Origin of the sequence: Anaerotruncus sp. G3(2012) (assembly GCF_000403395.2) — a bacterium.
Classification (GTDB): domain Bacteria; phylum Bacillota; class Clostridia; order Oscillospirales; family Ruminococcaceae; genus Anaerotruncus.
This window is the reverse complement of record NZ_KE159678.1, coordinates 69,105-88,236: the sequence shown is the minus strand read 5'-3', so window position 1 is coordinate 88,236 and position 19,132 is coordinate 69,105. Positions and strand designations below refer to the sequence as shown.

Sequence of the window (19,132 nt, the reverse complement as noted above, 5' to 3'; positions counted from 1 at the left end):
TCACTGGATATCCAGAATGTTCTCGATCACGATCCGCTCTCCTCCCATCATGATCAGAGTGCCCGCATAATCATCAAGTTTCTTTAATTGGCCGGTGGTGGTGACGTATGCGCCCCCGGTTTTCTTTTGGTCCGGACGAAACCAGGTCACAGTGATCTGCGGCTTGGAGGAAATCCTGTCTGCCAGGCTTTGCAGCTTCCTATCCAGAATGGACTTCTCATCCTCCGTCAATTCGGGCCGCTCATCGGTCAGCCGGGCCGTCTCCTGGACAGCGTCCTCATAGCCGGTCAGGGCCCGGAAGGGCTGGAACTGAGCCGCCCGGTCGATCATTGGCATCTGAGGGCGGGTGGAGGAGACGTGGTGCGGCAGGTTGATGATATCGTCATACCTCCCCACTGCGATGCCCTCCAATCGTGCGATTGCGTTCCTTTGCTGTCGCGCCCTTTTCCAGATTCATGCCTTTGAGAATGGCGTTTTTCCCAAACCGCTTCTTAATGTCCAGCACCGTCCGCTGCACCTTCTTCTCCCGCTCAAGCTCCGCTGTCTCCTTGGCCCGCTTCTCCTCAACAGCGTGATAGTCAGTGAAGAAATCCATCTGTTCAAAGGCTTTCTTATCCGGCGCAGATTTCTCATCCGAAACGCGGGTGGCCGTGAGATAAAGCCGGCGCACCAGCAAGCTCCGGTCAATGATCCGGTCGAACAGTTCCAGAGCGGCAGTGATGATGCGCCTGGTGGAAGCGGTGTACTCCTCCAGATTGGCGGTGCCGTGGGCATGCTTGGGGACGGCCCTGCCGTAGCGGTCTCTGATCACTTCCCCTTTATACCCGCGGCCTTTCAGATTTTCAATATCATAGCCCACTGTCAGTACCAGCTGGTCTGTGACCAGGCTTTTGTCCACCAGATCCAGCGCCAGCTGATCCGCCATCTCCCGCACCACCAGCCGGGCCTTGTCATAACCGTAAGGACATTGCAAAACCTGCCCGGAGCCGATGCTCTTGGACTCCGGCGTGTATGCTTTGATGTCCGCCATTGTGACTGGTTCCCAGCCCCAGGCATGGTCAATCAACAGCTCTGCGTTGACCCCAAACAGCTTATAGAGCAGATCCTCGTTCTCCAGGGAGCAGCGGGCAACATCGCCCATGGTATAGATGCCATGGGCCTCCAGCTTTCTGGCGTACCCGCCGCCAACCCGCCAGAAATCGGTGAGGGGCCTGTGCTCCCACAGCAGGCGGCGGTAGGTGCGCTCGTCCAGCTTGGCGATGCGGACGCCGTTGACATCGGGATGGATGTGCTTCGCAACAATATCCATAGCGACTTTGCAGAGGTACAGATTCGTGCCGATTCCCGCCGTTGCTGTGATGCCGGTAGTCTCCAGTACATCCGCAATGATCCTACTCGCCAATTCTCTGGCGTTGAGTTTATAGGTGTCCAGATAGTTGGTCACATCCATCAGGACTTCGTCAATCGAATAGTTGTGGATATCCTCCGGTGCGATGTATTTCAGGTACACATTGTAGACCCTGGTACTCCATTCCATGTAGTGGGCCATCCTGGGCGGAGCCACGATGTAGTCCAGCGCCAGACCGGGATCGTCTTTCAAAGCGGTATCGTCCGAGGAGGAGCCGGTGAACTGCCGCCCCGGCGCGGAGCGCAGCCGCCGGGCGTTGACTTCCTTGACTCGCTGCACCACTTCGAACAGCCGCGCCCTGCCGGAGATGCCCCAGGCTTTCAGGCTGGGAGTGACCGCCAGGCAGATGGTCTTCTCGGTGCGGCTCAAGTCTGCCACCACAAGGTTGGTGGTCAGGGGGTCGAGACCACGCTCTACACATTCGACGGATGCGTAAAAGCTCTTCAAGTCAATGGCGAGATAGGTTCGCTCACTCATGGCGTGGCCTCCTTTCCCAAATTCACTTTCATTTTATCATACCCGGCTATGCCGGAACAACTCCAAAATAGAATCAGAAAGAAGGTTTTTCCATTGAATGTGGTGGCTTACGGCGGCGGAGTTAATTCGACGTCAATGCTGATCGGAATGCACCGCAAAGGCATCCCCGTTGACCTCGTCCTCTTTGCTGACCCTGGGGCGGAGCAGCCCCGCACCTACGCATATCTCCCCATCATGGATGACTGGCTGGTGCGCCACGGAATGCCGGCGATCCAGACCGTCTACTACACCGACAAAAACGGGGACCGCCTGACCTTGGAACAGGAGTGCCTCCGCTCCGGGACTCTGCCCGCCATTGCCTACGGCTACAGGAAATGCTCCCTCAAACACAAAATCCAGCCACAGGAGAAGTTCTGCAACAACTACCCGCCCTGCCGGGAGGTCTGGGCCAGAGGGGAAAAGGTGTTCAAGTACATCGGCTATGACGTGGGTGAAATGCAGAGAAAAGAAAATGCCAGGGAACACGATGAAGCCGATGCCAAATACACCAAGGTCTACGCCCTGATGGACTGGGGCTGGACGAGAGAGGACTGCATCGCCGCCATATTGCAGGAGGGTCTGCCGCTGCCCGGCAAATCCTCCTGCTTTTTCTGTCCCTCCATGAAGAAGCGGGAGATCCGCACTCTCTACCACCAGAACCGGGAGCTGTATGACCGGGCCATCGCCATTGAGGACGGCGCCCGGCCCAACCTCACCTCTGTCCGCGGTCTGGGCCGGGACTGGGCCTGGCGTGATTTTGTGGAGGCAGACCGGAACCAGACCGCTATGTGCTGGATGTTCCCGGAGGATGACCTGCCCTGCAACTGCCACGACGGTGGCTGAGAAGGGCGGACAAGGAGGTGACACAAATGAGCAGTGAGGCGAAAGATATCCTGCGGGATCGGCTGGAGCAGAACTATAAGGCTTATATGGAGGCACTCCAAAAGAAAACTCCATCTGAGCTGATTGCACTGGCCTCGGAGATCACCGCAGTCCAGCAGATCCATGAGGAACTGCTGAATATTTGCAACGAGGACGACATTGCGTTTTTACTTCAATTCGATGATCCCTTGGAGATTGCGGCAGGTGCTTGGGAGGCTGAGATCACAGGCTATGATCACAGCGAGGAGATCAGCCACACGCTATGGGAACTCCGGGACAAGGAACTGTATGAAGCAGAACTCCGGGTGGATGAAGAGCCTGGCGGAATGGATGATGTCATGCAGCAACTATGAGTATACGCTGTCTGTCTGGATGGATCAGGTACAGCCGAATCAAAAAAATATAAGTAAGGGGAGGATTAGGGCTTGTTTGAAAAATAGTGAAGGCTGAGCTAAATCAACAAAATAGCGATAGCGGCAATGTAAACGAAAGCGAGAAAAGACGCATCCAATTTGTCATATCTGGTGGCGATCCTGCGGAACCATTTGAGCTTTTGGAAGAAACACTCAACCAAATGGCGCTCTTTATACAGCCACCAATCTACCGGCCACGGATCAGAAACATTGCTCTGAGGCGGAATCACATAGCTGGCACCCTGTTCTGAGATATAAGCTCGGATCGTCTTTGCCTCATAAGCGCGATCTGCTAATACATTGCTGCCGCTGATTTTTACCTTTTCCAGCAGTTCAACAGCGTGGACTGAATCATGGTCATTCCCTGCAGACAGCATGAATTCAACCGGATTCCCCAGTCCATCCACAATAGCGTGCAGCTTTGTGTTCAACCCACCTCTGGTCCGCCCAACTGCCTTATCCGCCGTTTTTTCCCCCTCCGTTGGCACTCTCGTGAACCTTGATGCAGGTAGAGTCCAGGCTCAGGTTTTCCATATCCGCATCTGCGGTCAATGCGCGAAATATGGTTTCCAATGTACCATCGTCCCGCCATTTGGCAAATCGGGCATACACAGACTGCCAGGGGCCATACGCCTCCGGCAATTCGCGCCACTGTGCTCCGCTGCGGACGATCCAAAGCATCCCATTGAGCATATTTCGATCATCTTTCCGAGGTCGGCCTCGTTTCCCCGTCCTCCCTGCTGGAAGCAACTTCTTCACGCGTTCCCATTGTGCTTTTGTCAATTCATATCGCTTCATGGCTCTATTTTCGCACTTTTATTTGGTTTGTGCAATATTTATTTTTCAAACAAGCCCTAGGAATGGACATTATTGAACTGGAGCGGTGGAAGCCCTCCGAGGCAGACCCCTGCAAGCTGGAGTACGCCGGCCAGCCCACAGCGCAGGAGGTGTTCGAGGAGCTGAAGCACCGGCTGGAGGGCATGGGATACCTGCCTGACGAGTATTTTCTCATGGACAGCCACTGGGAGAATGGCCGGGAGATCCCCAGGGACGCGGATATTTTCTGCACCACCGACTACGGCTCCAGCGAGGGCGTCTATCTGGACGTGTACCTCAAGTGGTATGACGAGAACCAGAAAAAGAGTATCACCAGTAGCTTCATCACCGGCAAGACCTTGGGCGAGAACGGCAGTGACTTGGACAGGATGTTCCTCATCTCCTCTGCCATCACCAAGACGTTCCACGGCGATCACGCCACCCACGCCCGGTACATGAAGGTTGGGGGCGTGGAGTATGACACCGGAGGCACGGTGGTGCATCTGAGCCAGCAGGAGCATAAGGCTATCATCGAGGCACTGGTGGAACAGCGGGAGCGGCAGGAGCAGGCCATGTCCCAGACTGAGCAGCTCCTGCGCCGCATGACCGGCAGTATCACGGAGTACGTCAATACGGTGGGGATGCGGCCTCTGCGGATGAGCGACTATGACAAGGCCATCCTTGCCATCCAGGATGGGGAACTGTCCGCTTTCAAGGAATTGTATCCCAAGGCGCTGAAAGACCATGCGGACGCTCTTCTCATCGAGGCGGCGGGCAGACCCGGTGCGGTGGGACGGAAGATGACCCTTCTGTTGCTGGTGGATGCGGAACAGTTTCCCGAAACCGCCTATCACGCCGCCTGCCAGAAGGCCATCGACATCAACGACCCGGAAAAGGTGTCCTTCCTGCTGGAACAGGCGGAGAGTCATGTGCCGAATCTGGACTCCTCCTTCTACGGAGAGATGGCAAGCTATGCCTATTTGGATCACCGCTTCATTGCCAAGGAAATCATCAAGCGGTGCAGCAAGGAACAGATCACCGCCGCGCCGCCACGCCTGTTGGAGCAGTTCGCCGCAGATAAAGACTTTCGCACATTGTCCGCGCTGGTGGAGAAAGGGATCTCCGGAGGTCCCAGCGCCTATAGGACACTTCACATGCTGACCTGCGGAGGGCATGACAGCTGGATCGCGGAGGAGCTTCTGGAAAAGCGGATGTGGGTCGACCTCGATGACTACAATACACTCCACGCCTGCGTCCAAAATGACGCGGTAGAAGTGTGCAAGCTGCTGCTGGACGGTGGCATAGACTTCGATGTCTACCAGCAGTGGGCAAAGAACCACCCTTGCGCCGGCCATGAGGAGACGCTCCGGGCTCTGGCGGATCACTGGTCAGAAATGCAGATGGAACAGGCGCCCACCCAGGAGATCGGAGGGCAGACCTTTGGCTAACCCCGCCCTGATCGCAAAGGCCGCGGCCATCGTCCTGACCGATGAGAGGGCCCGAAAGGCAATCGGCTGGGTGCTGGTGGCGATCCTCTCCCCCATCATCCTGCTCATCGCCTTTTTATGTTCTCTGGGCTCCGGCGCCACTGAGCACAACATCACCGCAGTGGAACTGTGCTTCTATGACACCGTCGCTATCCCAACGGAAACCCCGGAGGAGTACCGGGTCTGCATCGAGGCCATGCGCGCCAGCTTCGGTCAGCTGGATGCCGCCATCGCTGCCATCAACGAGAACGCAGAAGAAGGAAACAGTCTTGACGAGATCCGTGTCAAGGCTCTTTTTTATGCTCTGTACTTCGGCGTCGAAAGTCATGGGGACGCTTCGGCCTTCGCGGACTGCTTCGTCACCTACGAGGAGCGCACCCGCATGGTACCCGTGGAGGGCAGCGACCCGCCCGCAGAAGAGGAGGAGAACTACAACGCCGCTATCCCAATCGAAGACCTGGATACCGTCTGGCAGAATATCGCCGCTGCCATGGGCGTGACGCCCACCGCCGAACAGAAGAACAACGCCAGCAGCGTCTACAACCTGATCCGCTATGGCGCAGCTGGCGGCGGAAGCGGCTTCGCCGGTTCGGACGTGCCCTTCATCGGCGCGGACGGTTTCTGCTCTCCCATCGGAGAGAACTGGCGAAATGTGGTCACCTCGGAGTTCGGCAACCGCCGCGATCCCTTCACCGGGGAGCGGCGGGGCCACACGGGGATGGATCTGGCTGTCCCCACCGGCACGTCTGTCCGCGCCGCCCTGCCGGGGACCGTGACCGTGTCCACCTACAACCGGGGCGGCTACGGCTACTATGTGATGATCGACCACGGCAATGGTCTGTCTACCCTGTACGGTCACAACTCCCAGCTGCTGGCCCGGGTGGGTCAAACAGTGGAGGCCGGCGATGTGATCGCACTCTCCGGTTCCACCGGGCGCTCCACCGGCCCCCACCTCCACTTCGAGGTGCGTATCAACGGGGAGCGGACCAATCCCAGAAGCTACCTGCCATAAATACAGAGAGAAGGAAATACACTATGAAATTCAAAGCAAATTTTGTTGAAAAGCCGGTCAATTTTCAGATGGACGACTGCCAGATCGAAAAGGCGGTGGAGCTGCCCTATGAAGATTTTTGCCGGCTGAAGATCACCCCCCTGGTGGATCAGCCGTTCATCATGGAAAACAAGGACTGTATGTTCCACCGGGACGGTGTGATCCACTGCCTGCTGGCGCTGGGCGAGGGCTGCAGTGACGGGGTGCTCATTGACGCAGAGCGGTATGACTATCCCCGTCTCGCGGCCTACATCCCCGGAATGCGGGACATCGTCAACGCTCAGATAGATCGGGTGGTGGACTTTATTGTCCGGTGGGGGGAGGAGAACACCGCCAGCGGAAGCTGGTGTGTCTATTTCAACGAGCTGGAGGAAAATCTAGACCTGACAGTCCGGGAGGGCAACGGGTTTGACTCTATGCTCAGAGCTGCCCTGAAGCAGCGCCCCGAAGTGTCGGCGGTGGACATGCACGACGGCTGCATCGAACTGGAGTATCACCCGGAATACTGCCAGCAGCTCCAGGAGGAGAAAGCGCCTGAACTTTTTTTGAAGGATCTGCTTCCCATGCTGAAAGGAGGCGGGCTGATGTTCCTGTGCCATGAGGAAGCGGAGCAATCAGTGCTGGTGGAAAATCTGTGTGAGCTGACGGATGCCGGGCAGGAGGATCATGCCGCCCTGCTCAATGCCCGTGTGTCTGAGATCTGCGACACGCCTGAAGGGACAGAGATCGTACTCACCGGCGTGGACCCGGAGGAGCTGGTGCGGTTCAATGAAGCCCACGGCACTTTCATGGAAGCGGAGCAGTCTATGGGTCCCGTGATGGGATAGGGGGTGCGGAGTTGTGAACAGGTTCAATATCCCCCTCGTGGCCGAGGGTCTTACCGCTTATGCCATTGAGCGGCAGAACGGTTTCGAGAGACATCAGCTGGAGGACGCTCCCCCCTGGCGGGAACAGCGCCGCCTCTGGACAGATGCTATCCTCCAGGGCATGGCAAGACTGGATGGACTGGCGCCCGATCCGAAGCTGATGGAGCAGTTCGACCGTGAGCTGAAGCAGGCCAGCGGCAGCGCGGCGGCTGTGCCCGCCTCTCTCCAATTGCAGAGAGAAACCATCCAGAATCTGCGGAACTTCGTGACCGCGCTGGAGGACACCGGCGACGACCGCCGCTGCCAGGTCAACGTGGTACGGGAGCTGCTGGAGGACATAGCGTCCCACCTGCCCTGGGCTGGCAAAAACAACCGGCTTGACCTTGCCCGAGATGAGGCGGAGCGGTCGCTGGTACGCATGACCGCTCAGATGCCTATCCGTTTCACCCACATCGCTCTGGGCGGCGACACCGGGCCGCACTGGGCAAACGGTTTTGTCTCCGGCTCCGTTACGGATGCCGAGGCTGTCAAGCAATCCCCGGTGTACCAGGAGGCGGTCCGGGACTACCCGGAGGTCGGAAACTGGGCCACCCTATGCGTGGGCTATGTGGGGCGGGGTCTGCCCTCCGCACTGGGAACAGTTGACGCCTCTGACTTTGACCTGGAGATCATGAACCGGATCGGGGACAGGTTCCTGGATGAACCAGGCGTCCGCTGGCTGAGTGGTCCCTACCAGATGACCATCGCCGCCCTTGCGGAGAGTTTGGACGAGTCCGCCCCGTTCCAAATGGGACACACCATGTAGAGCAGAGGAGGGAAAGCAGTATGGAGAAAAATGAAATCACGCTGTCCTTCGACAGCGAGAAGATGGAGGCGCTGGTGTTTTATTTGAAAAAAGAGAACACCACAGTGCAGAAGAAAATGGACGAGGCTCTGCGTCTGTTCTACGAGCAGACGGTGCCTGAGCCGCTGCGGGAGTACCTGGACGCCAAGTCCGCCCCCGCCCGGCCCAAGCGTCCGTCCCGCCCCAGCCAGCCCAAGCCTGATGCACCCAGGCAGACGTCCGCCCTCACGAATCAAGGAAAGGAGGATACCGTATGAGCGGCGATGTACAACTGGAGCTATGGCTCAGTGAGTATAAAATGGATGCGCTCTCCTCTGTGCTTGAGGAGCAGGGCACCTCTGTTGAGAAACGGATGCAGGAGATGCTGATCGACCTGTACGCGGAGTTGGTGCCAGTCGAAACACAGCAGGAGATCCGCGCCCGCATGGACGCGGAGTATGCCGCGGCGCAGGCGGCGGAGGAAGCGGCCCGGAAGTACACTGCGTTCTGTGTGCGAGAGGCTGGGGTAAAGTCATTCTTCCAGCTGGACAGGTCGGAAAGTATTCTGGAGGTCGCCAAGTTCCTGCGCCGGTATGTGCGGGAGAGACAAGGTCAGGGTATCGCTGCGCTCCAGACGAGCGCCTTCGCCAGAATGGATCCGGTCACCGCCGAGCGGTACGACCAGCTGCTGACTCTGCGAATGGAGGCTCCAAACAAGGTCACCGGCGTGTTCGATCTGGACTTCGACAGGCAGGAGCTCTCTGCCGTGGATGCCGCGGAGGGCTGGAAGACCTGGTCCATGCAGGACGTCTCCACCGCCATCTACCACGCATACCGGAAGAACCGTCTCAGACCTGAGCTGTACATGGCCCGGTTCCTGGAGAAGCTGGAGGGCAAGGAACTCACCTCGGCGGGTCACCTCTCCGCGCGGGATATCTCCTTCTCGGAGGAGATCACTGAGGTAGACGGCCTACTGGATTTCTACATGGAAACCAACTTCGATGTAGATGCGGCGTTCGGTACAAACGTCTGTACCGGCGAGAACGATGACACCCTGAACGTCTACGCCAACTATGACATGGCGGCTGGTCAGATCTGCGACGGCCTGGAAGTCGATCTGCACTGGGCAGACGGACGTGAGGAGTCGGTGGAGTACCGGCTCAACGCAGTTGAGAAAGCAACCCTGCTACGTAAGATGGACGCCTACTGTCTGGAGCAGACCGGACAGACGCTGGCAGACTACAGCGCCCAGTTGATGGCGGAGGACATGACACCGCCCACACAGCCTGCGATGTAACGGTAAGATCACACAGTAAAAGGATGGTGATATGCTATGGAAAGAAACGAGTTCGAGCAGTGGATCAACAAGCTGGTACCTCAGCCTGACCCGGAGATCACCACAGCCCTGTTTGAATTCGGTCAGGAGCTGGGTCAGGAAGGCGAGTGCTTTAACGTCCGCGCACTACTTACCAGTCTGCAATTCATTGCCCGGAATTTCAGTGAGCGGACACTCCAGGGCGCCTATGAGCTCATCCACTACGGCTCGGCGGCGCTGCCCGATGAAATGGTGGCGGCGGCTGTGTATCTGGAAAGTGGCAGCACGCCCCAGACTGTCGCGGAGATGGCAGAGGCGGGATTGCTCATGTGCTTCCACCAGCCGGAGAGCGCGGAGGAGTCCAGCCCACTGGCTGTCTGCACTGTGATAGAGGATGGTGTCTCGCGAGAGTTTCACACGCTCCACTTCGGCAGCTTCGATCCCGACGCAGTTCTGCGATTGGCGCAGCAGTACGCACAGGAACGTCAGTCCTCTGTTACGGAGATGCTGCTGACACTCAACGAGGATATGAGGATAGAAACATTCCACATATTTAATAAGCTCCTGGTAAGCAGAGACCCAGATATGACCCGGGCGCTGTCCGCCGCCTTCTCCCGCTGCCCTGCGGTCGCCGCGCACCTGGCCTTCGATGCTGATCGTGGCCAGACGGTGGTGGAGTACAACCCGCTGTGGCTGGAGCTGCGTCAGGAGCAGGGACCTGCTCAGGGCGGGATGCAGCTGACGGTGTAGCGGAGTGCGTCAAGGGCCGTTCCCTATACGGAGCGGCCCTCGCTCTTGTTCCCCGCTGTGCGCCGCAGTAAGCCCCTGTGTGCCGCCCGGCCTGTCTGGGTGAGTCCCTGTCCCTCCCAACTGACACGCCGCCCTGCGCGGCCGTGTGGCGAAAGAGAGAAAATCGGCGTCCCGGAAATATCAAGGGGCCCCAGCCGAAACCCAGCGAAACGGGTTCGGCTGGGAGAGGAGGAACAGCGAAGCGAGTGAGCCTTGCCGCTTGCGGCGAGGCAAATGATGCGGAGCTTGTGACGACGTGAACCGGGGGGTCGAAAAAAGTGCAGGATAAAGCGCGGGGGTCGCAAGCGCCCCTCCGCGCGGGGAACACCGCCCCGCAGAGCGGGTCGGGGACGTTTCGGCGGGGGTCATTTTTTACCCCCTGGGGTCAGCTCGGGGGTCTGCTTTCACAAAAAGCCCGCCGCTGCCCGCTTTTTGCGGGTTCCCGGCGGGGATATTTACGGATTTCAGGAGGAACATCATGCCGAGAGAAAAAATCAAGTTCGCGCTGCGGATCTCACCTGAGACTCAGCAGCTCGTCAAGGAGATGTGTCCGCGGGACAACTGCCGTACCCAAAACGAGTTCATTGAGAGAGCCATCCGGTTCTACGCTGGGTACGTCTCCGGTCAGGAGGCCACTGCCTATCTGCCGCCTGCGCTGGCCTCCGTTCTGCGCGGCACCGTGCAGGATACGGAGAACCGGATCTGCCGTCTGCTCTTCAAGCTGGCGGTGGAGCTGGACATGGTGATGAACGTGCTGGCGGCGGGGATGGAGATCAGCGACGACGCGCTCCGCAGTCTCCGCGGCCGGTGCGTCCAGAACGTGAAGAAGACCAGCGGCAGCGTCACGCTGGACAAGGCGGTGGAGTACCAGCGGGGCGGCGTGTGACAGAAAGACGGTGACGCTCCATGCCCCGGATCATTTTCAAGTGCCCCTACATCAAACCGGGGACAGAGAGAGCCGCCGCCCACCTGAACAACTACGTCCGCTACGTCGCTACCCGTGACGGTACGGATCTCCTCAAGCCGGACAAGGCCAGCCAGCCTGCCACGAAAAAACAGCGGGCCATGGTGGAGCGGCTCCTCCGGGACTTCCCCATGTGCCGCGGGATGTTCGAGTACGAGGACTACCAGTCCTCCCCCACCCGCGCCGCCGCCTCGGAGTTCATCACCAGGGCGCTTGAGGACAACGTAATTACTGGGGTCCCCACGCAAGCCCAGCGAAGCGGGTTGCGTGGGGAAAGGAGGAGCAGCGGAATGGATGAGCCTTCGCCCTTGGGCGGAGGCGAAGGATATGAAGCTTGCGACGACGCGGCCAAGCGGGAGAACTACGTCAGCTACATTGCCCAGCGCCCTCGTGCGGAGCGGATTGGTGTGCATGGTCTGTTCAACGGCACAGGTGATGCGCTGGTACTGTCCAGGATCGCGGAGGAGGTGGCGAACCACCCCGGCAATGTGTGGCTGCCTATTATCTCCCTGCGCCGGGAGGATGCCGCCCGCCTCGGCTACGACAACGCCAGACAGTGGCAGGCCCTCCTCTCCACCTACGCTCCACAGATTGCGGACACTATGAATATTCCGTGGGAACAGTTTCGGTGGTACGCCTCCTACCACGACGAGGGAGCGCATCCCCATGTCCACATGGTCTGCTACAGCGCGGACGGGCGCTCCGGTTTTCTGGACAAGGAGGGCATCGCCAGAATCAAGTCCGGACTGGCAAAGAATATTTTCCGCCAGGAGCTGACGGAGATCTACCGGCAGCAGACCCAGCGCCGGGATGAGCTGGTGCGGCAGTCCGGCGAGGTCATGAAGGAGCTGATCCGGCAGATGCTCTCTGGCACGCTGGAGAATCCCCGCATCGAGCAGCTCATGGGTGAACTGGCCCAGCGCCTGAAAAGCACCTCCGGCAGAAAGCAGTACGGCTACCTCAAGGCGCCGCTGAAGGCTGTGGTGGATGAGATTGTGGACGAGCTGGCAAAGGACACCCATGTCTCCTCCGCCTATGACCTGTGGTATCAGCTGCGGGAAGAAGTGCTGCGGACGTACCGAAATGACCTTCCAGACCGGCTCCCTCTCTCCCGGCAAACGGAGTTCAAGCGGATAAAGAATGTGGTGGTGGAAGCGGCGCGGCTTGGTGAGCACACCGAGGTGTTCACACCGGCGGATACCCAGGAGCCGCCCCAGGCCGGCGAGAACGCCGGCCCCGAGCCGGAAGTGGAGTCGGAAGGTTCGGATGTGCCGGAGGAGGCCAGCGAAGCGCCGCCCGCCGTGGTGTGGAGTGACCGATACAAGCAGGCGCGGTCTTTTTTGTACGGAGATGACGAGACGCCCCAGGATCACGAGCAAGCCTGCCGCCTCTTCATGGAGGAGGCCCTCGACGGCAACGCCCTGGCCATGCATGACCTGGGTAGGATGTTTGTGGACGGCACTGGCGTGGAGGCTGACACGGAGCAGGCCCATGCGTGGTACGCCAAGGCACTCTCCGCCTTCCAGACCGTGGAGAGGCAGCGCCCCAACCGCTATGTGGAGTACCGCATCGGCTGGATGCTCCTTCATGGCGTGGGGACAGAGCAGGATGAGAGCGCTGCGCTGGAGTGGCTGGAGAAGTCCGCTGAACTTAAAAACACCTATGCGGAGTATCAGATGGCAAAGCACACCCTCGCAAATCCCTCTGCCAAGCGGGAGCGGACTCGTCAGGCGGTGGACTGGCTGACCCATGCGGCGGAGGCCGGACTGGACTGCGCTCAGTACGCCCTCGGAAAGCTGTACCGTGACGGCGGGCCGGTGGCGCAGGACATGACCCAGGCGGTGATCTGGTTCTCCCAGGCAGCCGAGCGGGGCAATCAGTACGCCATGTACGCCCTGGGCAAGCTGCGTCTGGAGGCAGACGATCCCGCCGCTGCCCGGCGCTGGTTCCGACAGTCCGCCGATCTTGGAAACCAGTTCGCGCAGTACCAGCTGGGCAAGCTGCTGTTGTGCGGCGATGGCGTGGCAAAGGATACAGCGGGCGCTGTCCGCTGGCTGACGGAGTCTGCGGAACAGGGAAACCAGTATGCGCAGTATGCCCTCGGCAAGCTGTACCTGCTGGGCAAGGATATTTCCCAGGACAGGGAATCCGCTGTCCGCTGGTTCACACTGGCGGCGGAACAGGGCAATGAGTACGCCCGATATTTTCTCGACCACATGAACGACTCGCCCTCCCTCTTCGCCAGCGCCACCCGGCTCCTCCACCACATGGGCCGCATCTTCCAGGAGCAGGCCCCGCCTCCCAGCGGCGGGATCTCCTTTGTGGACAGCAAGCTGAGGAGAAAGATCAGGGAGAAGAAGATCGCCATGGGCCACAAGCCCGATGACCATGAGGAGCCAGTCCAGCAGCTTCGATAGCCGCCGCTCCAAAAGGGCTCCAAAAGTCTCGCATGGGGGCGCGGCCTCTTGCGCGAAAGGGCTCTCCCATGTATAATGGTCAAAAAAGATCCTTACAGGAGGCCGCCACATGGAGCTGAACTTTTCAAGTGACCTTGACTCCGCCAAACGTCTGGACGAGATCATGAACTCCTATTCCGGACGGGATCGCGGTTCGATCCTGGCGGATGAGCACTCCATGGAGGTGACGCTCTTCCTGCTGGAGCATGGAAAGATCACTGTCACGGAACACACCTATTCATACGACCAAGACATCCAAAGCGACAGCGAGATGATGGAGGTCTATTCGGAGCTGGCGCGGGAAACCCGCTGGAAGCAGTTCGCACACACAGAGATCGAAAGAATACGCATCTACGCCCTCCGCCAGATGCGGCAGGAGGGAAAGCCGTCCTACGACGGAGAGTTCATGTGCTGGCGGGAGGGCCGGGTCTTTGCCCACTGCGGCAACCTCGACCTGCCACAGCTTCTGCTCTACCTCGCCAGCCATGAGCAGGCGGAACGGTTCTATCTTTTTACCTACCCCTACTGGACGGAGGATCACACAGCGAAATACTACCGCTTCGACCTGTCCGAAACCGCCATCAAAGGCGCGGGGATCTACCGTGAATCCATCTGGGAGAAATTGCGGCAGGCGTCTGCGGCCAGCGTTGTCTCCCCTTCATTCCCCCAACAGGAGGACGATCCGGCGTCCCCGTCATAAGAATACCAAAACCAACCAGAGCCAGAGTGCCGTGTCTGCGGCGCTCTGGCTCTTGCTTTTATCTGGAGGTGAAGCAAGTGTCCTATATCCATTTTACCGAGGAGCAGAAGCTCCGGGCCAGCGAGGTGGATCTGGTAGAGTTCCTACGCCGTCAGGGAGAGAAGCTGATCCGTTCCGGGCCGGAGTACCGTCTGGCCAGTGATCACAGCGTCACCGTCCGGGGCAATGGATGGTACGACCACGCTGTGAAGGAGGGAGGCGGACCTATCTCCTTCGTCCAGCAGTTCTATAACCTCTCCTACCCCGAGGCCATCACCCGTCTGCTGGGCGGGGAGCAGGGAAACGTCTATGCCTCCGCCCCAAAGCAGGAGGAGAAGCCCAGGAAGGAATTTGCACTGCCCTCTGCCGGTCAGGAGATGCGGCGGATGTACGCCTATCCGCTCAAGCACCGATTCCTGGACCGGAACGTGGTCAATGCCTTTGTCCGGGCGGGACTGCTGTATGAGAGCTGTGAAAAATTCAAGGACAGAGAGTACCACAATGCCGTCTTTGTCGGTAGGGACGAGAACGGCGTCCCGCGCCACGCCCAGAAGCGCAGCCTGAACAGCCTCGGCAAGACCTTCCGCATCAACGTGGAGGGCAGCGATCCCCGGTGCAGCTTCCACTACACCGGGACCAGCAACCGCCTCTATGTCTTTGAGGCGCCCATTGACCTGATGTCCTTCCTCTCCCGCTACCCCCGAGGCTGGCAGGAACACAGCTTCGTGGCCCTGTGTGGGACCGCGGAACACGCCATGCTCTGGATGCTGGAGCGGAACCCCTGCCTTCGCACCGTCTGTCTCTGCCTGGATCACGACGAGGCGGGCATCGAGGCCAGCGGGCGGCTGGCGGACATCCTCCATGAACACGGCTATGACGATGTGGGGATGCTCCAGTCCGAACACAAGGACTGGAACGAGGATCTCAAGGCCCGGCGTGGGCTTCCCGTTCAGGAGGCGGAGGAGCATCCCCAGCTTATTGCCGCTTCGGAGGTCTGCGGCAGGATCGGAGTCTACATGGAGGAGTGTGTCATTCCAGAACGGGTAGGCCGGGAGCTGACAAATGCGCTCTGCGGATATGAGATGAATCTCCGCAGGGACTACCCGGAGGGAGCCATGACCTGCATCGAGCTGGCCTCCGCGCTGGCTCTGTACGCCTATGGCCGGGGGCTGCGACAGCTGGGTGAACCACATAGCAGTGAGGAACTGTTGGAGAAACTGCGGAGCTGTATCCATCCCCACCAGAATCGGAGCAGCCTGAACAGCCGCACCGCTGTGTTGGCGGAACAGGCTCATGCTGTTTTGAAGCTGGCCTCCAAGCCTGGCATCCGCAGTGAGGCGGAAAAACGACAGCTGACGGAAGGCTGGCTGGAGCTGGCGCTGTCCTGCGCAAAGATATCCGTCAAGTATGAGGCGGACGTTTTGAAACAGCAGCAGAAACAGGAACAAGCGGCACTGCAACAAGAAATGGGGTGAATTTATGACGCCGCAGACGATCATGTTAATTTTACTGGCGGGCGGGATGCTTCTGCTCATCGCCGCCGCCACGCACTTCTCCGGAAGTGGGAATCTGGACAACATCAAGTCCAAGACGGTTGGCGACGGCCAGCATGGAACCGCCCGCTGGGCCAACAGGAAGGAGATCCAGCAGACCTACCGGCACATCCCCTTCCATGTGAGCGAGTGGCGCTCCGGCAAGAATCTGCCTAAAGCACAGGGGCTGGTGCTGGGCTGTGTCGGGAAGAAGAACGCCGTCACCGCCCTGGTGGACACGGATGACATCCACTGCCTGATGATCGGCGCGTCCGGCGTGGGCAAGACGGCGTTCTTTCTCTACCCCAACATGGAGTACGCCTGCGCCAGCGGGATGAGCTTCCTGGCCCTTGATACAAAAGGGGATTTGGCCCGGAACTATGGCGCTGTGGCCTTGCAGCACTACGGCTACAAGGTGGCGGTGATCGACCTGCGCAATCCTACCAGGTCAGACGGGTACAACCTCCTCACGCTCATCAACCGTTACATGGACATCTGCCGGGAGCAGCCGTCCAATCTGGCGGCGAGAGCCAAGGCGGAGAAGTACGCTAAAATCTTAGCGAAAACTATCATAAACCCGGAGGGTGATGCCGGTAATTATGGACAGAACCAGTTCTTTTACGATTCTGCAGAGGGACTGCTCACAGCAGTCGTTCTCCTGCTGGCGGAGTATCTGCCGCCTACAGAGGAGGCTCCCCAGGAGCGGCGGCACATCGTCAGTGTGTTCAAGCTGGTGCAGGATCTGCTGGCGCCCAGCAAGACCGCCAAGGGCAAGAACGGCTTTCAGGTCATGATGGACACACTCCCCGACACGCACAAGGCCCGGTGGTTCGCCGGAGCCGCTCTCAACTCGGCGGAACAGGCCATGGCCTCGGTCATGTCCACGGTGCTGTCCAGGCTGAACGCCTTCCTGGACTCCGAGCTGGAGCAGGTGCTGTGCTTCGACAGCGCCATTGACGCGGAAGCCTTTGCCTCCCAGAAGTCCGCCATCTTCCTCGTACTGCCGGAGGAAGACCCCAGCAAGAACTTCATGGCCGGCCTGATGATCCAGACGCTGTCCCGTGAGCTGTTCTCTGTGGCGGACGAGAACGGCGGCAAGCTGCCCAACCGGGTGGTGCTGTTCTGCGATGAGCTGGGCACCATGCCCGCCTTCGACATCCTGCCTCTGTTCAGCGCTGGCCGCTCCCGCAAACTGACTCTGGTGCCGATCATTCAGTCGCTGGCACAGCTGGAGAAAAATTATGGGAAGGAGGGCTCTGAGATCATTCAAGACAACGTCCAGGACACGATCTTCGGCGGCTTCGCCCCCAACTCCCAGACCGCCGAGGTGCTGTCCAAGGCCCTGGGCAGCCGCACTGTCATGAGCGGTTCGGTGAGCAAGGGCGGCGGGAAAGACAGCGCCAGCCGCTCCCTCCAGATGATGGAGCGGCCTCTCATGACGCCGGATGAGCTGAAGTCCATCCCAAAGGGCCAGTTTGTAGTGATGAAGACGGGGACGCACCCCATGCAGACACGGCTCAGGCTCTTCCTGGACTGGGGCATCTCCTTCGGTGATCCGTATCTGCTGCCGGAGCGGGCCGCACGTACCGTGGCCTATGCCAACAAGCAGGAGCTGGAGCAGGCGATCTTCCGCTGTCACCACGCACAGCAGACGGAGAGCGATACCCCTCCCGCTCCCCCGGTTCCTCCGAAAACTCCAACTGCCAGAGGCGGGGCGTCCTACGCTCAGGCCAGACGCACCAGGCGGGAGCCGCCTCCCCCTGTGGTTGTCCGCACAGATGGGGGGCAGGAGTAGTCTATGGGATACTTCGAGAAGATCTATCAGTCCGACCTGAACCACCGGGCCAGGGCTGTGTATATGTACCTGAAGGATCACACCGACAGCGAGGGCAAGTGCTGGCCGGGGATACGCACGATCTCCGCCGAGCTGCGGCTGTCCCGCTCTACCGTCAAGCGGGCACTGAATGATCTGTGCAGGGCGGAGCTGATCTCCAAGGAGCGGCGCTGGCGGGAGAACGGGAGTCTCAGCTCAAATTTATACCGGCTGAAGTAGTGCGAAAAAATATAAGTTCTCCGCCAGGGGGTTATTGCGCCCTGGCGGAGAACCGAGGGTAGGTCCACTGTGAACCAACCAGAAGGGCCCACTCTAAGGGAAAGTTTAAGACAGAGAAAATGACAAACACGCTCTAAGGGTCGTTAGGATAGACACTGCTCTGACAGAAAGCCGAGCAAAGCCGACAGGGAGTGGCAGAACCGAAAGCCGTACATACCCCAAAATCCCGCAGCCATGAAATCACCTCCTATGGGGCGATTTTACGGCATCAGGCCGTGTTGATGCTGCCAACTATTCCGCAACTATGGGTTGCAAGCTGTACTTTGGCCTACTTCAACAAAAAAAGCAGAAATATTACATCAGTCCGAACAATTTTCTCCATGCCACAGCGTTTGGCTGTTCTGCATCTATGCTACCAGTTTCATAATTGAGGAATGGCTCAAGATTATAGAAATCATCTCCCACCAAGCCAAGTTTCAAAAGGCTTTCGACGTAATTTTCAAAGCAGGCAGCTACCTGGGGAAGTCCCTCATAGTCTGCATCATGGCTGCAATAAACAATGGGTTTTTTACTTTCAGCAGGTGCAAGGTCAAACAAAATCAAATCCCCATTGCCCACCTGACTCAGCAACAATTTCTGATGTAAAAACGGAAGATTTCTTGGATTTTGTGTGTACCATTCTATCTCGTCACGGAAATATTGTTCCGCATCCCAATAAAGGCGCCCATTATCCGGACAGTTGAACGGCAGCTGTTGCCCCCGTTTGAACCAATCGTCCGTATAAATCCCCCATGAAATGTCCACTTTCCCCGCGATTGTCGTCAGAAAGCGGACAAAATCGGCAGGGAATGGCACTCCGTATTTGCGTTCGATTTCATCAATCAATTCCCTGCTGACCGGCTCACCAGTTTCAAAATTAAAAATTTCACCATTTTCCGCTAATACACGTTCTTTGATTATATTGAGTGCCTCCAAAAAATTGTCCCGATTCATCATTAGAACCTCCTCCCACTTTTGTGCTA

At 58.7% G+C, this 19,132-nt stretch carries 18 protein-coding genes and 1 pseudogene; 15 read left to right on the top strand and 4 right to left on the bottom strand.

Annotation, left to right across the window (positions count from 1 at the left end; translation table 11 throughout):
- Both C814_RS19625 and C814_RS19620 read right to left on the bottom strand, forming a co-directional pair.
- On the bottom strand, window positions 1-396 hold the full coding sequence (locus C814_RS19625) for a YolD-like family protein (protein ID WP_016317193.1): 396 nt from the start codon (window positions 394-396) through the stop codon (window positions 1-3).
- Entirely contained in the window at window positions 383-1,885 is a 1,503-nt protein-coding gene (locus C814_RS19620; protein WP_016317192.1) for a Y-family DNA polymerase, read from the bottom strand. Before C814_RS19620 ends, C814_RS19625 begins: the two co-directional genes overlap by 14 nt.
- Window positions 1,886-1,978: 93 nt before the next feature.
- Here C814_RS19620 and C814_RS19615 point away from each other — a divergent pair, with 93 nt between their 5' ends.
- Together C814_RS19615 and C814_RS19610 are read left to right on the top strand one after the other, a co-directional pair.
- Window positions 1,979-2,767: a hypothetical protein gene (locus C814_RS19615; protein WP_016317191.1), complete on the top strand. Its 789-nt coding sequence runs from the start codon at window positions 1,979-1,981 to the stop codon at window positions 2,765-2,767.
- A gap of 26 nt (window positions 2,768-2,793) precedes the next feature.
- Window positions 2,794-3,159, top strand: coding sequence for a hypothetical protein (locus C814_RS19610; protein ID WP_016317190.1), 366 nt, complete (start codon window positions 2,794-2,796; stop codon window positions 3,157-3,159).
- A gap of 98 nt (window positions 3,160-3,257) precedes the next feature.
- Here C814_RS19610 and C814_RS23205 read toward each other — a convergent pair.
- Window positions 3,258-4,017, bottom strand: a pseudogene (locus C814_RS23205) (IS5 family transposase).
- A gap of 62 nt (window positions 4,018-4,079) precedes the next feature.
- Here C814_RS23205 and C814_RS19600 point away from each other — a divergent pair.
- The 13 genes from C814_RS19600 to C814_RS19545 all read left to right on the top strand — a co-directional run bounded on the left by C814_RS19600 (window position 4,080) and on the right by C814_RS19545 (window position 18,110).
- A complete protein-coding gene (locus C814_RS19600) occupies window positions 4,080-5,483 on the top strand; it encodes an ankyrin repeat domain-containing protein (protein WP_016317189.1) in 1,404 nt (467 codons plus the stop codon).
- Entirely contained in the window at window positions 5,476-6,534 is a 1,059-nt protein-coding gene (locus C814_RS19595; RefSeq protein WP_016317188.1) for a M23 family metallopeptidase, read from the top strand. The genes C814_RS19600 and C814_RS19595 overlap by 8 nt, the downstream gene beginning before the upstream one ends.
- A 23-nt stretch (window positions 6,535-6,557) precedes the next feature.
- Window positions 6,558-7,400 (top strand): DUF6329 domain-containing protein, encoded by an 843-nt coding sequence (locus C814_RS0105600; RefSeq protein ID WP_016317187.1) that lies wholly within the window; start codon window positions 6,558-6,560, stop codon window positions 7,398-7,400.
- Window positions 7,401-7,413: 13 nt separating this feature from the next.
- Entirely contained in the window at window positions 7,414-8,244 is an 831-nt protein-coding gene (locus C814_RS19590; protein WP_016317186.1) for a hypothetical protein, read from the top strand.
- 20 nt (window positions 8,245-8,264) lie between these two features.
- Window positions 8,265-8,540: a DUF6103 family protein gene (locus C814_RS19585; protein ID WP_016317185.1), complete on the top strand. Its 276-nt coding sequence runs from the start codon at window positions 8,265-8,267 to the stop codon at window positions 8,538-8,540.
- The gene (locus C814_RS19580; RefSeq protein ID WP_016317184.1) at window positions 8,537-9,559 is read left to right on the top strand and encodes a hypothetical protein; all 1,023 of its coding nucleotides are present in this window, start codon (window positions 8,537-8,539) and stop codon (window positions 9,557-9,559) included. Before C814_RS19585 ends, C814_RS19580 begins: the two co-directional genes overlap by 4 nt.
- A gap of 36 nt (window positions 9,560-9,595) precedes the next feature.
- Window positions 9,596-10,327: a hypothetical protein gene (locus tag C814_RS19575; RefSeq protein WP_016317183.1), complete on the top strand. Its 732-nt coding sequence runs from the start codon at window positions 9,596-9,598 to the stop codon at window positions 10,325-10,327.
- Window positions 10,328-10,844: 517 nt separating this feature from the next.
- Window positions 10,845-11,252 carry a hypothetical protein gene (locus C814_RS19570; RefSeq protein WP_016317182.1) on the top strand — a complete coding sequence of 136 codons (408 nt, stop codon included), beginning with the start codon at window positions 10,845-10,847 and terminating at the stop codon, window positions 11,250-11,252.
- Window positions 11,253-11,272: 20 nt separating this feature from the next.
- Entirely contained in the window at window positions 11,273-13,747 is a 2,475-nt protein-coding gene (gene mobP3 / locus C814_RS19565) for a MobP3 family relaxase (protein ID WP_016317181.1), read from the top strand.
- A gap of 109 nt (window positions 13,748-13,856) precedes the next feature.
- Window positions 13,857-14,486: a hypothetical protein gene (locus C814_RS19560; protein ID WP_016317180.1), complete on the top strand. Its 630-nt coding sequence runs from the start codon at window positions 13,857-13,859 to the stop codon at window positions 14,484-14,486.
- Window positions 14,487-14,563: 77 nt separating this feature from the next.
- Window positions 14,564-16,000, top strand: a complete 1,437-nt coding sequence (locus C814_RS19555; RefSeq protein WP_016317179.1) for a DUF3991 and toprim domain-containing protein — start codon at window positions 14,564-14,566, stop codon at window positions 15,998-16,000.
- A 4-nt stretch (window positions 16,001-16,004) separates the two neighbouring features.
- Complete coding sequence (locus C814_RS19550) at window positions 16,005-17,852, top strand: type IV secretory system conjugative DNA transfer family protein (protein WP_016317178.1); 1,848 nt, start codon at window positions 16,005-16,007, stop codon at window positions 17,850-17,852.
- A 3-nt stretch (window positions 17,853-17,855) separates the two neighbouring features.
- Complete coding sequence (locus C814_RS19545; protein WP_016317177.1) at window positions 17,856-18,110, top strand: helix-turn-helix domain-containing protein; 255 nt, start codon at window positions 17,856-17,858, stop codon at window positions 18,108-18,110.
- Window positions 18,111-18,464: 354 nt separating this feature from the next.
- Here the strand turns inward: C814_RS19545 and C814_RS19540 are convergent, their stop codons facing one another.
- The gene (locus C814_RS19540; RefSeq protein WP_016317176.1) at window positions 18,465-19,106 is read right to left on the bottom strand and encodes an SMI1/KNR4 family protein; all 642 of its coding nucleotides are present in this window, start codon (window positions 19,104-19,106) and stop codon (window positions 18,465-18,467) included.
- Window positions 19,107-19,132 lie beyond the last annotated feature (26 nt).

Coding starts and splice junctions, on each gene's coding strand:
- C814_RS19610 (WP_016317190.1), top strand. CDS start 2,794: ATGAGCAGTGAGGCGAAAGATATCCTGCGGGATCGGCTGGAGCAGAAC.
- C814_RS19550 (WP_016317178.1), top strand. CDS start 16,005: ATGACGCCGCAGACGATCATGTTAATTTTACTGGCGGGCGGGATGCTT.
- C814_RS0105600 (WP_016317187.1), top strand. CDS start 6,558: ATGAAATTCAAAGCAAATTTTGTTGAAAAGCCGGTCAATTTTCAGATG.
- C814_RS19570 (WP_016317182.1), top strand. CDS start 10,845: ATGCCGAGAGAAAAAATCAAGTTCGCGCTGCGGATCTCACCTGAGACT.
- C814_RS19540 (WP_016317176.1), bottom strand. CDS start 19,106: ATGATGAATCGGGACAATTTTTTGGAGGCACTCAATATAATCAAAGAA.
- C814_RS19585 (WP_016317185.1), top strand. CDS start 8,265: ATGGAGAAAAATGAAATCACGCTGTCCTTCGACAGCGAGAAGATGGAG.
- C814_RS19575 (WP_016317183.1), top strand. CDS start 9,596: ATGGAAAGAAACGAGTTCGAGCAGTGGATCAACAAGCTGGTACCTCAG.
- C814_RS19580 (WP_016317184.1), top strand. CDS start 8,537: ATGAGCGGCGATGTACAACTGGAGCTATGGCTCAGTGAGTATAAAATG.
- C814_RS19545 (WP_016317177.1), top strand. CDS start 17,856: ATGGGATACTTCGAGAAGATCTATCAGTCCGACCTGAACCACCGGGCC.
- mobP3 (WP_016317181.1), top strand. CDS start 11,273: ATGCCCCGGATCATTTTCAAGTGCCCCTACATCAAACCGGGGACAGAG.
- C814_RS19560 (WP_016317180.1), top strand. CDS start 13,857: ATGGAGCTGAACTTTTCAAGTGACCTTGACTCCGCCAAACGTCTGGAC.
- C814_RS19620 (WP_016317192.1), bottom strand. CDS start 1,885: ATGAGTGAGCGAACCTATCTCGCCATTGACTTGAAGAGCTTTTACGCA.
- C814_RS19600 (WP_016317189.1), top strand. CDS start 4,080: ATGGACATTATTGAACTGGAGCGGTGGAAGCCCTCCGAGGCAGACCCC.